The organism is Bradyrhizobium arachidis, assembly GCF_015291705.1.
Taxonomy (GTDB): Bacteria; Pseudomonadota; Alphaproteobacteria; order Rhizobiales; family Xanthobacteraceae; genus Bradyrhizobium; species Bradyrhizobium arachidis.
This window is the reverse complement of sequence record NZ_CP030050.1, coordinates 182,620-196,916: the sequence shown is the minus strand read 5'-3', so window position 1 is coordinate 196,916 and position 14,297 is coordinate 182,620. Positions and strand designations below refer to the sequence as shown.

Annotated in this window: 15 protein-coding genes; 4 read left to right on the top strand and 11 right to left on the bottom strand. The window is 65.9% G+C overall.

Annotated elements, in window-relative coordinates; all coding sequences use genetic code 11:
* Positions 1 to 43: 43 nt before the first annotated feature.
* The 4 genes from WN72_RS00905 to WN72_RS00890 form a co-directional block, all read right to left on the bottom strand.
* On the bottom strand, positions 44 to 1,567 hold the full coding sequence (locus WN72_RS00905; protein WP_027561657.1) for a type II and III secretion system protein family protein: 1,524 nt from the start codon (positions 1,565 to 1,567) through the stop codon (positions 44 to 46).
* A 13-nt stretch (positions 1,568 to 1,580) separates the two neighbouring features.
* Positions 1,581 to 2,399, bottom strand: a complete 819-nt coding sequence (cpaB, locus tag WN72_RS00900; protein ID WP_092211643.1) for a Flp pilus assembly protein CpaB — start codon at positions 2,397 to 2,399, stop codon at positions 1,581 to 1,583.
* Positions 2,400 to 2,711: 312 nt separating this feature from the next.
* Entirely contained in the window at positions 2,712 to 3,143 is a 432-nt protein-coding gene (locus tag WN72_RS00895) for a BA14K family protein (RefSeq protein ID WP_084334613.1), read from the bottom strand.
* Positions 3,140 to 3,517 carry a hypothetical protein gene (locus WN72_RS00890; protein WP_244553636.1) on the bottom strand — a complete coding sequence of 126 codons (378 nt, stop codon included), beginning with the start codon at positions 3,515 to 3,517 and terminating at the stop codon, positions 3,140 to 3,142. Before WN72_RS00890 ends, WN72_RS00895 begins: the two co-directional genes overlap by 4 nt.
* A 277-nt stretch (positions 3,518 to 3,794) precedes the next feature.
* Between WN72_RS00890 and WN72_RS00885 the strand changes: the two genes are divergently transcribed.
* Entirely contained in the window at positions 3,795 to 4,793 is a 999-nt protein-coding gene (locus tag WN72_RS00885; RefSeq protein WP_244553637.1) for a helix-turn-helix transcriptional regulator, read from the top strand.
* Positions 4,794 to 4,817: 24 nt separating this feature from the next.
* Here the strand turns inward: WN72_RS00885 and gshB are convergent, their stop codons facing one another.
* The 3 genes from gshB to rsmI are packed head-to-tail and all read right to left on the bottom strand — an operon-like array spanning position 4,818 to position 7,111.
* Entirely contained in the window at positions 4,818 to 5,762 is a 945-nt protein-coding gene (gshB, locus tag WN72_RS00880; RefSeq protein ID WP_092211647.1) for a glutathione synthase, read from the bottom strand.
* Between the two features lie 10 nt (positions 5,763 to 5,772).
* On the bottom strand, positions 5,773 to 6,174 hold the full coding sequence (locus WN72_RS00875) for a YraN family protein (RefSeq protein WP_092211649.1): 402 nt from the start codon (positions 6,172 to 6,174) through the stop codon (positions 5,773 to 5,775).
* Positions 6,161 to 7,111: a 16S rRNA (cytidine(1402)-2'-O)-methyltransferase gene (gene rsmI / locus WN72_RS00870; RefSeq protein WP_092211651.1), complete on the bottom strand. Its 951-nt coding sequence runs from the start codon at positions 7,109 to 7,111 to the stop codon at positions 6,161 to 6,163. Before rsmI ends, WN72_RS00875 begins: the two co-directional genes overlap by 14 nt.
* A 352-nt stretch (positions 7,112 to 7,463) precedes the next feature.
* Between rsmI and WN72_RS00865 the strand changes: the two genes are divergently transcribed.
* Entirely contained in the window at positions 7,464 to 8,699 is a 1,236-nt protein-coding gene (locus tag WN72_RS00865; RefSeq protein ID WP_027561649.1) for a penicillin-binding protein activator, read from the top strand.
* A 120-nt stretch (positions 8,700 to 8,819) separates the two neighbouring features.
* Here the strand turns inward: WN72_RS00865 and hemW are convergent, their stop codons facing one another.
* From hemW to rph, 3 genes are read right to left on the bottom strand one after another with little or no spacing between them, the layout of a single operon-like run.
* Entirely contained in the window at positions 8,820 to 10,004 is a 1,185-nt protein-coding gene (gene hemW / locus WN72_RS00860; RefSeq protein WP_051378281.1) for a radical SAM family heme chaperone HemW, read from the bottom strand.
* Positions 10,005 to 10,020: 16 nt separating this feature from the next.
* The gene (gene rdgB / locus WN72_RS00855; RefSeq protein ID WP_092211653.1) at positions 10,021 to 10,656 is read right to left on the bottom strand and encodes an RdgB/HAM1 family non-canonical purine NTP pyrophosphatase; all 636 of its coding nucleotides are present in this window, start codon (positions 10,654 to 10,656) and stop codon (positions 10,021 to 10,023) included.
* A 10-nt stretch (positions 10,657 to 10,666) separates the two neighbouring features.
* The gene (rph, locus tag WN72_RS00850) at positions 10,667 to 11,380 is read right to left on the bottom strand and encodes a ribonuclease PH (protein WP_027561646.1); all 714 of its coding nucleotides are present in this window, start codon (positions 11,378 to 11,380) and stop codon (positions 10,667 to 10,669) included.
* Between the two features lie 169 nt (positions 11,381 to 11,549).
* Here rph and hrcA point away from each other — a divergent pair, with 169 nt between their 5' ends.
* Both hrcA and grpE read left to right on the top strand, forming a co-directional pair.
* Positions 11,550 to 12,638: a heat-inducible transcriptional repressor HrcA gene (gene hrcA, locus WN72_RS00845; RefSeq protein WP_027561645.1), complete on the top strand. Its 1,089-nt coding sequence runs from the start codon at positions 11,550 to 11,552 to the stop codon at positions 12,636 to 12,638.
* 96 nt (positions 12,639 to 12,734) lie between these two features.
* A complete protein-coding gene (gene grpE / locus WN72_RS00840) occupies positions 12,735 to 13,334 on the top strand; it encodes a nucleotide exchange factor GrpE (RefSeq protein WP_027561644.1) in 600 nt (199 codons plus the stop codon).
* A gap of 59 nt (positions 13,335 to 13,393) precedes the next feature.
* Here grpE and pncA read toward each other — a convergent pair whose 3' ends face one another.
* On the bottom strand, positions 13,394 to 14,116 hold the full coding sequence (pncA, locus tag WN72_RS00835) for a bifunctional nicotinamidase/pyrazinamidase (RefSeq protein WP_092211655.1): 723 nt from the start codon (positions 14,114 to 14,116) through the stop codon (positions 13,394 to 13,396).
* Between the last annotated feature and the right edge of the window lie 181 nt (positions 14,117 to 14,297).

Below are 14,297 nucleotides of genomic sequence, written 5' to 3'. Positions count from 1 at the left end.
CCCTCCTGCCCCGTGTCTCGCCCCGGCCCCCAAGCCGTCGGTCTCAGTCGATGATGAAGCCGAAATCGCCGCGGAAGCCGTCGATCGGATCGACGCGGCGGCCCGCGATGCCATAGAGGCGGTTCATGCGGCCGAGCAGCGCGGTCTGCGCATCCGAGGCCGGTGCAAAGCCGTCATCGGGCCGCGACAATTCTTTCTGGGCGACCGCGCGCACCACGTAGGGCGTCACGATCACCATCAGCTCGGTCTCGTTGTTGACGAAGTCCTGGCTGCGGAACAGCGCGCCGAGGATCGGCACCTGGTCGATTCCGGGCAGGCCGTTGATCGCCTGCTTGGTCTGCTGCTGGATCAGGCCGGCCATCGCCATCGAGCCGCCCGAGGGAATTTCCAGCGTGGTCTCGGCGCGGCGGGTCTGGATCGAGGGGATCGTGATCGAGTTGTTCACGGACGACGACACCGCCTGCGTCACGGTGATCGCCTGCTGGTTCGACAGCTCCGAGACCTCGGTCATGACCCGCAGGCTGATGCGGCCTTCGCTGAGCACGACCGGCGTGAAGTTCAGCGAGATGCCGAACTTCTTGTAGGAGATCTGGGTGGTACAGACGTGGGTGATGGGATCGCAGGAATAGCCTGCGGGAATCGGGAATTCGCCGCCCGCGATGAAGGTCGCGGATTCGCCCGAGATCGCCGTCAGGCTCGGTTCGGCCAAGGTGCGCATCACGCCGGCGGTTTCCATCGCGCGCATTGTGGCACTGACGGTGGCCACGCCCTTGGCCATGCCGGCGACGCCGAGCCCGTTGGTGCCGACCAGCGGGCCGCCGGAGACCGTGAACGGGTTCGTATTGTTGAAATTCACCACCGCAGTGCCGGCGTTCAGGCTGGCGCTGAGATCGACGCCGAGCTGCTTGACGATGTCGCGCCTGACTTCGCCGACGACGACCTTGAGCATCACCTGGTCGCGGCCGCGCACGACGATGTTGTTGACGACCTTGTCCGAGCCGCCGACGAGCTTTGCGGCGACGTCACCGGCCTGCTGGGCCTCGACCGGGCTCGACACCGAGCCGGTCAGCATCACGCTGTCGCCGACGCCTTCGATCTGCACGCCCGGCAGCGACTGGCGCAGCGCCGCGCGCATGCCGTTGAGATCGCGCTTCACCGCGATGTCGTAGGCGGCGACCTGCTGGCCGTCGGCGGTGAAGAACACGACATTGGTCTGGCCGACCTGGCCGCCGATGATGTAGGCGCGCTGGGCCGAGCGGATCACCGCGTTGGCGATCTTGGGATCGGCCACCAGCACGTCCTTGACCTCGCGCGGCAGGTCGATGACGACGGATTTGCCCACGCCAAGCGAGAGGAACCGCGTGCGGGCCGATGCAATGGTCGAAACCGGCGATATGCTGAGATCCGGCGGCGCCTGCATCGGCGCCTGGTCGCCGACCGGCGCATCCGCGGCGGTGACGAAATCGGGGGCTGCGACCAGCCCCAGCATCAGCATTGCCCCTGCTAAGGACGAGCGCGCGCGCTTCCCCCGAAGGCGCAGGCCCATCCGATCTTCCCCGTAGTTCATGCTATCCCCATCATCACTTCTGTGACGTCAGCTGCCGCGCCTGCACCCCGTAACGGATCACGTTCACACCGCCCGGACGCTTGACCGCCTCCTCAGGCGTGCCGTCGATGGCGTTGGCATCCACGATGCTGCGCAGCGCGAGCGTCAGCGTGCCGCCTTGGCGCGCGGCCGAGAGCGTGGCGACCTGGTCGGGCCTGAGCTCGAGCGTGACGGTCTTGCCGACGACGGCGTTCTGGCCGTCCTTTTCTTTCGGCGCCTGGTCGATCGCGAGCACGCGGATATTGGTCAGGATGACCTCGGACAGGATGAGGTCGTTGCCGCCGGTCGGGCCGTTGTTGTTGCCGCCGTCAGGATTCTTCAGGCGGCGGGTCAGCACGATGTCGACGCGGTCGTTCGGCAGGATGAATCCGCCGGCGCCGGTCTCGGCGGAAATCTCGGTGGAGACGGCGCGCATGCCCGACGGCAGGATCGCGGCCATGAAGCCGGAGCCCTCGGCCTTGACCAGCTTCTGCTCGCGGATCGGCTCGCCCTGCATCAACGGCACGCGCGCGATCGAGCCGGTGAGCTGGGTCTGCGCCTCGGGCCTGTTGTCGCGACGGATGAAAGCGCCGCTCGCGGTCGCCGCCGGCCAGGCCTGCCATACCAGGTCCTCGGGCTTCACGGCCTGACCGAGCTGGATGTCGTTCTTGGCGACCAGAACCTCGATCGTCGGCAGCTTCTCGACGACGGGAAGGACGGGTGCGGGAATATTCTGATAGCCGCTCGCCAGATACGCAGCGACGCCGCCGGCGCCCAGTGCGATGACGAGAACGACAATGCGTGCGGTGTTCATACGCTTCTACTCTTACGCGGGGCACTCGAACCGCACCTAGCGGGTTCCCCTGCGTCGATGAGTAGGGAGGAAAAGTATAAGGGGTGTTGCGAGGTCGAATGTGATCGCCGGTCACGCTGCTGGTTTTGGGCAGATGGTGAACGCCGCGTTATCCGGTCGGCCAGCGGCCCCGTAGTTTCACGCGGGGCCGCTCCTGCGTTCGCACGAGGCGCGAGGCGTCATGGTGAACGGGTGGTTAGTGGCGCGCGAGCTGATGCTGCGCCATGACGTGACAGGCGCCATCTCGCCCGCCGACGCCACCGCTCTCAAGATTCACTGGCAGGGATAGCGCCGGCCATCCTTTGCCGCGAATGTATTCGTCGCCGGATCGTACGAGCGATAACGTTGCGCGCAGGAGGTCGCGTGTTGCTGGGCGGCCGCCGCTTCCTGCTGCGCGGCGGCGCTGGCTGCACCGGCTGCGATCGCGCCGCCGATGAGGCCACCGACCAGTCCGCCCACACCGGCGCCGTTGTCATAGCACTGTCCGTAACGGCACCAGACCTGCTCGGTCATTTCAGGCGCCGTGGCAGCAAGGCCCGGATTGGTCTGTAACGGCGCCGACATCGCGGAGGTCGACAACAGCGCGACGCCGACGGCGGCCATCAGGACGATTTTTGACATGTGATCGTTTCGCATCGAATTTCCTGCTTCATTGCTGTGGGTGCAGGGCACCTGCCACCCGCTTCCCTTGAACGCGGCGTTCACTGGCCGGCTGCATCCACCACACGGCAGAGGTTGGTGCTGATGCCTGGAGCCACCTGTCCCGGCGGCATGATGAAGACCGCATCGATGCGGCTGCCTTTGACGTCCTTGCGCACGACGACGCGCAGCGTCTGCGGCCGCCCGGATCCGGTCGTCTCCTGCTGAGTGGTCAGCGTGCCAAGCGCCTTGTCGACGTTCACGTCGACGAAGCCTTCCGCCATGACGGCACGGGAGACCCTGTCGAGGGCAACGGCGGGATTGACCGATGGGAAGATCATCCAGACCTTGTGGGTCGTGCCCGTGACCAGCGGAACACCGCTCATCTGATAGTGGTCTGCGCAGCTGTCGGCCCGCGCCGGCATTGACGAAACAGCCATCAGCGCGACCGCGCAAATTGTTCTCGTAAGCATGTTTTCATAACCTGTTTGAGGCAGTCGGGGGGACTTAGGCCAGCCACGCCGCAAGTCCATGGTCGCCGTCGCATTCGGGATGGGGACGTTCGGATTCTGGCCTGCGTGCCGCGGCACAATTGCGCGATCTGGATGTTTCGTGCGGCAATTGGATATCGAGCGCGGCCGCTCGGCCCGCGTTCACCGGAATTGTGCTAGCGTGGTGCTGCGGTCTCTCGCGGACGCCCTGAACGATGGATGTCGCATGCTCGAAGACATAATCGCTGCGCCCCTTGCCCGATCAGGATCGTCGTTTCAGGAGCTGCTCGAAATACTTCGGCCTCATGGGATCAACGCTCATTCCGCGCCGAAGCCCGACGGATCATTTCGTTGGCATGCGGATGTTGCAGTCGGCGCCGGCATGGACGTGGTGCGGGCGGAGCTGTCCGCAGGCTGGGACTGGCGCTATTCATACGGCAAATCGTCGGGTGAGCTCGCCATCAGCCTGCTGAACGCCGGCAAAGCCGAATTGCTCATCGCAGGAAAGAGCGTACAGCGAACGTCCACTGACGTGGCCATCGTGTCGCTTCCGAACCTGCAGGAGCAGAGCGTCGAAGCGGTGGATGGAAGATATTCGAGTGTCACGCTGACATTGCACACGGATGTGGTGACCAAGGCTCTGTCTGCGACGTTCGGAAGCGCGGCTCTGGACGATCTCGATCTGACGCCGAAGCTCGATTTGTCGACCAGTGCCGGGCAGATCCTGTTTCAGCTCATTCGTGCCAGTACGGCCGGCCTGCGTGACGGGATTCTTGCACGCTCGCCGAAAGCCAGTGCTCTGCTCTCGGAAGCCGCGATGCAGCTGATCCTAGAAAATGTTCCGCATCGGCTGACCGACCGCCTGAACCGCCATCCCATGGATGCGCCGCCTCGCCACGTCAGGCGGGCCGTCGATTACATGCGGGCCAACCTGCATCTGCCGCTGACGATCGCCGATATTGCCGGGAATGTCGGGATCAGCAGCCGGTTGCTGCAATCGGGATTTCGCCGAATCCACGGCACGACGCCGGTCGCCTATCTGCGCAGAATTCGACTCGAAGCGATCCACGACGAGCTGTCGCGACCGGAGAATCTGCTCCCGGTCAGCGAGGTCGCGTTGAAATGGGGCTTTACCCACATGGGCCGGTTTGCGGCGTCCTACCGTGCAGCGTTCGGCCTATATCCGTCGGAGACAGTCCGTCGCGCCCGGGGATTCTGCGGCTGAAGGAGCCGACGCAAGGCTTCGAAGCTATTTCTTTCGCTTCTGCTCGATCGTGTCCCAGATCTTCGCCGCGACATCAGGGCCGCCGAGCCGCGCGATGGCGCGGATGCCCGTGGGCGAGGTCACGTTGATCTCGGTGAGATTGCCGTTGATGACGTCGATGCCGACGAACAGCAAGCCGCGCTCGCGCAGCGCCGGACCGATCGTCGCGCAGATCTCGCGCTCGCGCGGCGTGAGCTCGGTCTCCTTGGCCGCGCCGCCGCGCACCATGTTGGAGCGGAGGTCGTCGGTGGCCGGCACGCGGTTCACCGCGCCGGCGAACTCGCCATTGACGAGGATGATGCGCTTGTCGCCGTGCTTCACCTCGGGAATGAATTGCTGGATCACCCAGGGCTCCTTGAAGGTGACCGAGAACATGTCGAACAGCGAGCCGAAATTCATGTCCTGCGGCATCACGCGGAACACCGCCGCGCCGCCATGGCCGTGCAGCGGCTTCATCACGACGGCCCCGTGCTTGTCGCGGAACGCGTTGATCTCGTCCAAGTCGCGCGAGATCAGAGTCGGCGGCATCAGCTGCGGGAAGTTCATCACGAACAGCTTTTCCGGCGCGTTGCGCACGGAGGCGGGGTCGTTGACCACCAGCGTCTTCGGATGGATGCGCTCGAGGAAATGCGTCGAGGTGATGTAAGCGAGGTCGAACGGCGGATCCTGGCGCAGCAGCACCACGTCAAAGCCGTTCAGCGCCTCGCGCCTGGGCTCGCCGAGGGTGAAATGGTCGCCGGGCTCGTCGCGCACGGTCAGGAGCTGGACCGGAGCCACGATCTCGTCGCCGACCATCGAGAGCTTATCGGGGGTGTAATAGGACAGGCCATGGCCGCGCTTCTGCGCCTCCAGCAGCAGCGCGAAGGTCGAATCGCCCTTGATGTTGATGCGGGCGATGGGGTCCATCTGGACGGCGACGTTGAGTTTCATGGTCTGCCTTTCAGGTCGAGGCGTCGAATGCCGCCAACACATGGCGCGGAAGTGAGCGCGGCGCAATCAGCATGGCGTCGAATCGCAATTCGAATTCGGCATGCTCGGGATGCGCCACGAGCCAGCCTTGCGCGGCGTCGATGATGCGCTGCTGCTGGCGCGGGGTCACCGCATAAGCGGCGTCATCGAGGCTGGCGCGGGCCTTGACCTCGATGAAGGCGATCAAATTGCGGCGGCGCGCCACGAGATCGATCTCGCCATGCGGTGTGCGATAGCGCTTTGCCAGGATGCGGTAGCCCTTGGCCATGAGATAGGCGGCGGCGCGGCTCTCGGCCGAGATGCCGGTGCGGAACGCGGCGACGCGCTCGGGCGAGGCGACTTTCGGTTCCGCATCGCCTTTAGTCCTCGCCATCGCCGCCCCGCAGGTCCTTGGCGAGCTCGAGCGCGCGGGCATAGACCTCGCGGCGCGGCCGGCCCGAGAGCGCGACCGCATGCGCGACCGCATCCTTGACGCTGTGCGCGGCCAGCTGCTCGCGCAGGAGATCGTCCAGCGCATCCGATGTCAGCACCTCGGCGTCGGCCGCCGGCGGAGCGATCACCAGCACGAACTCGCCGCGCGTCTCCAGCCCAGCGGCGTCACGCGCCAGCTCGGCTAGCGTTGCGCGCGAAATCTCCTCGTGCAGCTTGGTCAGCTCGCGGCAGATCGCGGCCTCGCGGCTGCCCATGATCTCGGCGAGCTCGGCCAGTGTATCCTGCACGCGATTGCCGGACTCGAACATCACCAGGGTCGCATCGATGCGGGCGAGCTCGACCAGACGCGATTTTCGCGCGGCTGATTTGGCCGGCAAGAAACCCTCGAAGAAGAAACGATCGGTCGGCAGCGCGGCGACCGACAGCGCGGCCAGCACCGAGGACGGGCCGGGCAGCGCATAGACCGCATGGCCGGCGGCGCAGACCTCGCGCACCAGCTTGAAGCCGGGGTCGGAGATCAGCGGCGTGCCGGCGTCCGACACCAGCGCGACCGAGCCGCCCGCGGCAAGCGCCTCCAGGATCTTTGGGCGCGCGGCCTCGGCGTTGTGCTCGTGATATTGCTTGAGCTGGGCGGAGATATCGTAGCGCTCGGTCAGGCGGCGCGTAATGCGGGTGTCCTCGCAGGCGATCACGTCGACGCCGGCGAGGGTCTGAAGCGCGCGCAGCGTGATGTCGCCAAGATTGCCGATGGGGGTTGCGACCAGATACAGGCCCGGCGCCGCCTTCGGGGCCGGGAGCCGATGGGCGTCGATGGAGAAACCGCGTGGAGCGGCGTCTGGGCCTTCAGGCGTATTTATCGGGGCCGGCTTTGCGCGCATAATGAATCGAACTTAGGCATGATCCCCGGGGCTGGGAACCGGTCCTCCGAAAAAGATCGCGGCCAAACCCAAGATACGATGGGGTGGGGGCAGGGAAGGACGGGAATGTGATCCACCGGGTCACATGCGAGAGGGTATGAAGCGTCAACGTCATATTCGCGGCGGAAACGCCGCCTTGATGCTGTCGAGGGGTCGGCGGACAGCCAGGACCTACGGGTGCGGCCGTGTTAAGCGGTCATTATCCTTTTGTTTTGGTTAACTATTTGCCGACAATATGCCTGAATCCGCGGCTTCTGTCGCGGCAATGAATGTTGTGACCGGCTGGCGATCGCTGGTCAGAAGAGAAGCTGCAATGCTGGGCCCGCGTGATCCGAAATCTCCCGTTGAGGGGCCCCGAATGTCCGGGGCGACCCGGCGGGGTGCGCTCGGCCTGTTGCTCGGCGCCCCCCTGCTCTCGGCCTGCGCCGGCGTGCAGCAAAGCCTCAGCCAGTTCTCAAATCCCTTCAGCAGCTCCTCTCCGCCGCCGGCCCAGCCGGCCGGACCGCCGCAACAGGCGACCACCGCTGGCACCGGCGGGGTCAAGGTAGCCGTGATCCTGCCGCTCTCGGCCGCCGGCAATGCCGGCCTTGCCGCTCAGTCGATGCGCAATGCCGCCGAGATGGCGCTGGCGGAGTTCCAGAACCCGAACATCCAGCTGCTGATCAAGGACGACAATGGCACCCCGCAGGGCGCGCAGGCCGGCGCGCAGCAGGCGGTCGAGGAAGGTGCCGAGATCATTTTGGGGCCGCTGTTCGCGCAGTCGGTGCCGGCGGTGGCGCAGGTCGCGCGCACGCGCAACATCTCGGTGATCGCGTTCTCGACCGATTCCAGCATCGCCGGCCGCGGTGTGTATCTGCTGAGCTTCCTCCCCGAGTCCGACGTCAACCGCATCATTGAATACTCCGCCAGCATCGGGAAGCGCTCGGTCGCCGTACTCGTGCCCGACAATGCCTATGGCAATGTCGTCGAGGCCGCGGTGAAGGCGGCGGTGCCGCGGCGCGGCGGACGCGTCGTCGCATTCGAAAGATATGGTGCGGATCGCGCCACGCCGGCGCGCACGGTCGCACAGCAGCTCGGCAGCGCCGATGCGCTGTTCATTGCCGATGACGGCGATGCCGTCGTCGCGGTGGCCGATGCGATGACCGCGGCCGGGGCGAATTTGCGCAACATCCAGCTGCTCGGCACCGGCCTGTGGGACAATCCGCGCGTCTATGCCAGCCAAAACTTGCAAGGTGGCCTCTACGCTGCGCCGGATCCGGCCGGTTTTCGCGCGTTCTCCGGCCGCTATCGCACCAAATATGGCGCCGAGCCGATCCGCACCGCGACGCTGGCCTATGACGCCGTCGCCCTCGTCGCCGCGCTCGCGCGCACGCAGGGCACCACGCGCTTCTCGGCGGACGTGCTCACCAATCCCTCGGGCTTTGCCGGCATCGACGGCCTGTTCCGCTTCCGCGCGGATGGCACCAATGAGCGCGGACTTGCGGTGATGAAGGTGACGACTGGCGGCGGCGTGGCGGTTGCGGGCTCGCCGAAGAGCTTTGGGGCGTAGTTCAGGACGACGGTCCCGTAGGGTGGGCAAAGGCGCACTTCGCGCCGTGCCCACGATCTCTTAGCTAGATCGCATGGAATTCGTGGGCACGCTTCGCTTTGCCCACCCTACGGCATCTCGCTACGCCGCGAGATCCGCGACCACCGCATCCAGCACCGGGAATCCGCTGCTCGTCACGCGCAGGCGGCCCGTTGCATCGACCATGATCGCGCCTTCCTCGCGCAGCAGCGCGATGCGGCCGGCATCGAGCGGACGGCCGGAGAGCGCCTTGTAGCGCGCGGGGTCGATGCCCTCGGCGAGGCGCAATCCCATCAGCAAAAATTCGTCGGCGCGTTCTTCGCTGTTGAGGAGATCGTCGGTGACGACGCCATGGCCGTTGGTCTCGACCCGGAGCAGCCAGGCTTCGGGACGCTTCTCGGTGGCGGTGGCATGGCGCACGCCGTCGATATCGAGGCGGCCATGTGCGCCCGGGCCGATGCCGGCATATTCCTCGCCGCGCCAGTACACCAGATTGTGCCGGCACTCGGCGCCGCGGCGCGCGTGATTGGAGATCTCGTAGGCGGGCAGCCCCAGCTTGTCGCAGGTCTCCTGCGTCACGTCGTAGAGCGCGCGGGCGACCGCCTCGTCCGGCGTCTTCAACTTGCCGGCCTGGTGCAGGCCGAAGAACGGCGTGCCTTCCTCGATGGTGAGCTGATAGAGCGACAGATGCTCGGCGGCTTCATCGATGGCGTGCCGCAGCTCATCGGCCCACATCGCCGGCGTCTGGTCGGGGCGGGCGTAGATCAGGTCGAACGAATAGCGGTCGAACGAGCGGCGCGCGATGGCGACGGCATCGAGCGCCTCGCGTGCGCTGTGCAGGCGGCCGAGCGCCTTCAGCGAGGCATCGTCGAGCGCCTGCACGCCGAGCGAGACGCGGTTGACGCCGGCGGCGCGATAGCCGGCAAAGCGCGTGGCTTCGACGCTGGTCGGGTTCGCTTCCAGCGTGACCTCGACGTCGCTCGCGACGGTCCAGTGCTTGCCGATGGCGTCGAGCACGGCGCCGACGGTTGCGGGCTGCATCAATGACGGCGTGCCGCCGCCGAGGAAGATCGAGGTGACCTTGCGGCCGGGCGCGCGCTGCGCTGTCGTCGCGATCTCCCGCGCGAAGGCGGAGGCAAAGCGTGCCTCGTCGATCGCGGCATGGCGGACATGGCTGTTGAAGTCGCAATACGGGCACTTCGACAGGCAGAACGGCCAGTGCACGTAGACGCCAAAGGCTTCAGATTCTTGTTTTGACGCGTTTTCCTGGCGCGAACCGGTAACCACTTCGCTCGAAAACGCTCTATCGCGGCTCAAGGCAGATCTCCGCCAGTTTCACGAAGGCGCGGGCGCGATGTGACAGGGCAAGGCCGAGCGGCGGCAGGCCGTGCTTCTCGATGCTGGTCATCTCGCCGAAGGTGCGGTCGTATCCGTCAGGCAGGAACATCGGATCGTAACCAAAACCGGCATTCCCGCGCGGCGGCCAGATCAGCGTGCCGGCGACGCGCGCCTCGACCTCTTCGAGATGATCGTCAGGCCACGCGACGCAGAGCGCAGAAACGAAATGCGCGGTGCGCTTCGCTGGCGTGGTTGCGCCACGTTCCTGGAGCAGGCGCTCGATCTGGGCCATCGCCGCGGCGAAGTCCTTGCTCGGGCCCGCCCAGCGCGCAGAGAAAATGCCGGGCGCGCCGTCGAGCGCGTCGACCACGATGCCGGAATCATCGGCGAAAGAGGGAAGGTTGGTCGCCTTTGCCGCCGCGATCGCCTTGATCGCGGCATTGCTGCGGAAGTCGTTGCCGGTTTCCTCCGGCTCGCCCAAGCCGAGCTCACCGGCCGACACCGCCTCGATGCCGTAAGGCGCGAGCAATTCCTTCATCTCGGCGAGCTTGCCGGGATTATGGGTCGCGATGACGAGCTTTCCGGTGATTCGGCGGTGCATGGCTTATTGACTACGCCACGGCCAGTTTCTGCAAGTCCACCAGGCGCGCGATGCCTTTCTGCGCCAGGGCGATCAGCTTCAGGAACTCGTCCTGCGTGAACGGTTCGCGTTCCGCGGTGCCCTGCACCTCGATGATCCGGCCATCGCCGGTCATGACGAAATTGGCGTCGGTCTCGGCTTCGGAATCCTCGGCATAGTCGAGGTCGAGCACGGGCGTGCCGTTGTAGATGCCGCAGGAGATCGCGGCGACGTTGTCGCGCATGACGTTGGTCTTGATCATGTTGCGCGCCTTCATCCAGTTGATGCAATCGGCGAGCGCGACCCAGGCGCCGGTGATCGAGGCCGTGCGGGTGCCGCCGTCGGCCTGGAGCACGTCGCAATCGACCGTGATCTGGCGCTCGCCGAGCGCTTCGAGATCGACGATGGTGCGAAGCGAGCGGCCGATCAGGCGCTGGATCTCGACCGTGCGGCCGCTTTGTTTCCCGGCGGAGGCTTCGCGGCGGGTGCGTTCCGAGGTCGCGCGCGGCAGCATGCCGTATTCGGCGGTGACCCAGCCGCGGCCCTGGCCCTTCAGCCATGGCGGCAGCCGGTCTTCCAGAGTGGCCGTGACCAGCACATGGGTGTCGCCGAATTTCACGAGGCAGGAGCCTTCCGCATATTTGACCACGCCACGCTCCAGCGTCACGGGGCGCAATTCGTCGGGCGCACGGCGGCTTGGCCGCATGGAAAATCCTCCAAAAACTCACTGAAAAGGGCTGTTCGCGGTGCTTGTAGGTGGGGTGAGGGTGGGCGGCAAGGCCTTTTCGTCCCCTGATTCCAGGCCCGCAAACACCACGCTTGTCAGACGCATCGGGGATGGACAAATTATGAGCATCTGAGAGGAGTTACCGTCTGTGGCCCAACACGATCCGATCCATCTGATCGCGCCGCGCGCAGGCCTCGCCCAGCTCAACGAGCGTTCCCGCGACATCTTTCGTCAAATTGTCGAAAGCTATCTCGCGACCGGCGAGCCGGTCGGCTCGCGCAATATTTCGCGGCTGATCGCCCTGCCGCTGTCGCCGGCCTCGGTCCGCAACGTCATGGCCGATCTGGAACAGCTCGGCCTGATCTATGCTCCGCACACCTCCGCCGGCCGGCTGCCGACGGAACTCGGCCTGCGCTTCTTCGTCGACGCCCTGATGCAGGTCGGCGACCTCAACGAGGCCGAGCGGCAGTCGATCCAGAGCCAGCTTGCCAGCGTCGGCCAGGCGCAGTCGGTCGAGGCCGCGCTGGACCAGGCGTTGACGCGGCTGTCGGGCCTGACCCGCGCGGCCGCGGTGGTGCTGACGCCGAAATCCAATGCGCGGCTGAAGCATATCGAGTTCGTCCGCCTGGAACCCGAGAAGGCGCTGGTGATCCTGGTCGGCGAAGACGGCCAGGTCGAAAACCGCGTGCTGACGCTACCGCCCGGAGTTCCCTCCTCGGCGATCACCGAGGCCGGCAATTTCCTCAATGCGCGCATTCGCGGCCGCACGCTCGCCGAAGCGCGGCTCGAGCTCGAAACCGCGCTGGGCGAAGCCCGCGCCGAGCTCGATCAGCTGACGCAGAAGGTGATTTCCGCCGGGATCGCGAGCTGGTCCGGCGGCGAGAACGAGGATCGCCAGCTCATCGTCCGCGGCCACGCTAATCTGCTCGAGGATCTGCACGCGCTGGAGGATCTGGAGCGGGTTCGCCTGTTGTTCGACGATCTCGAGACCAAGCGCGGCGTGATCGACCTCTTGGGCCGCGCCGAGACCGCCGAGGGCGTGCGCATTTTCATCGGTTCGGAGAACAAGCTGTTTTCCTTGTCCGGCTCCTCGACGATCATCTCGCCGTATCGGGATGCCGCCGGTCATATCGTCGGCGTTTTGGGCGTGATCGGGCCGACGCGGCTGAATTATGCCCGCGTGATCCCGACCGTGGACTACGCCGCCCGCATCGTCAGCCGGCTCCTGGGGGGCTGACCGGCATTTGCGCCGATCACGGGCGCTTGATTTTCGCCCGCTTAGGCACGATATCCGGGCCAACAATCCCTGGAAACGAGTTCGAGATTTGAGCCGATGACCGATCGAGACCGGCAACCCGAAGACACGACCGCACCGACCGGCGAGCCCGTGGTGTCAAAACCCTACATCATGCCCGACGATCCCGAGCCGGGTTCGGTCGAAACCTTGCAGAAGGAAGCCGCCGAGGCGCGCGACCGCATGCTGCGGACGCTGGCCGAGATGGAGAACTTGCGCAAGCGCACCACCAAGGAGGTCGCCGACGCCCGCCTCTACGGCATCACCGGCTTTGCCCGCGACGTGCTCGACATCGCCGACAATCTGCAGCGCGCGCTCGATGCCGTTCCGGCCGAGGCGCGGGCCGCGGCCGATCCCGGCCTGATCTCCCTGATCGAGGGCGTCGAGCTCACCGAGCGCTCGCTGCTCAACGCGCTGGAAAAGCACGGCGTGAAGAAGTTCGACCCGCAGGGCCAGAAGTTCGATCCGAACTTCCAGCAGGCGATGTTCGAAGTTCCCGATGCGTCGGTGCCGTCGGGCACCGTGGTGCAGGTCGTGCAGGCCGGCTACACCATCGGCGAGCGCGTGCTGCGCCCGGCCCTGGTCGGTGTCGCCAAGGGCGGCGCGAAGGCGGCGGCCAACAGCAACGAAGTGAACTGAGTTCGGGCGTCATTCCGGGTTCGGCTCTGCGAGCCGCCCCGGAACGACTGTGTGAGAGCCTACGCACTCACCGCGATATCCGCCGACTGGATCCGCTTCACCCCGGCCTTGGCCATATCGGCCCAGGCCTTGGCGAGCGAGCCCTGCGTGTCGATGCCGCGGCAGGCGTCTTCCACGACATAGACCTCGAAGCCAGCCTTGCGCGCGTCGAGCGCGGTCCAGGCGACGCAGAAATCCGTCGCCAATCCCGCAACGAAGACGCGCTTGATCTTGCGGCCCTTGAGATAACCGGCGAGGCCCGTGGAGGTCTTGCCGTCGGCTTCGAGGAACGCCGAATAGCTGTCGACGTCCTTGTGAAAGCCCTTGCGGATGATGAGCTCGGCGTGCGGGATCGCGAGGTCCTTCGACAGCGACGCGCCGTCGGTACCCTGCACGCAATGGTCGGGCCACAGCACCTGCTTGCCGTAGGGCAAATCGACGGTCTCGAACGGCTTCTTGCCGGAATGCACCGAGGCGAACGAGATGTGGCCGGGCGTGTGCCAGTCCTGCGTCATCACCACATTCGCAAAACCTTTCGCGATCTTGTTGATGACGGGCACCACCTGCTCGCCCTCCTTCACCGCGAGGCTGCCGCCGGGCAGGAAGCAGTTTTGCACGTCGATCACGAGCAGCGCCGAGGTGTCGTCCGGCTTGATCGATGCCGCTGCGAAGAGTGCGGTCGGAGTAAGGGCCGCGAGCGCCGTCGTTCCAAGCGCCGCCAGGATTTGTCGCCGAGCCAGCATCGTTCGCCTCCCCTTGTGAGCCAATGAAGGCGAAGCCTAGTTCCGCGCGCGAGCGAACTGAAGCCCGAAAATGCAGCCGGCTTTGGTGAGGGGGTGGGCTTGCCAGCCCCAACATCACTGTCGTCCCGGACAAGCGCGCCCTCAGGCGCGCGCCGATCCGGGATCCATAACCACAGGGAGA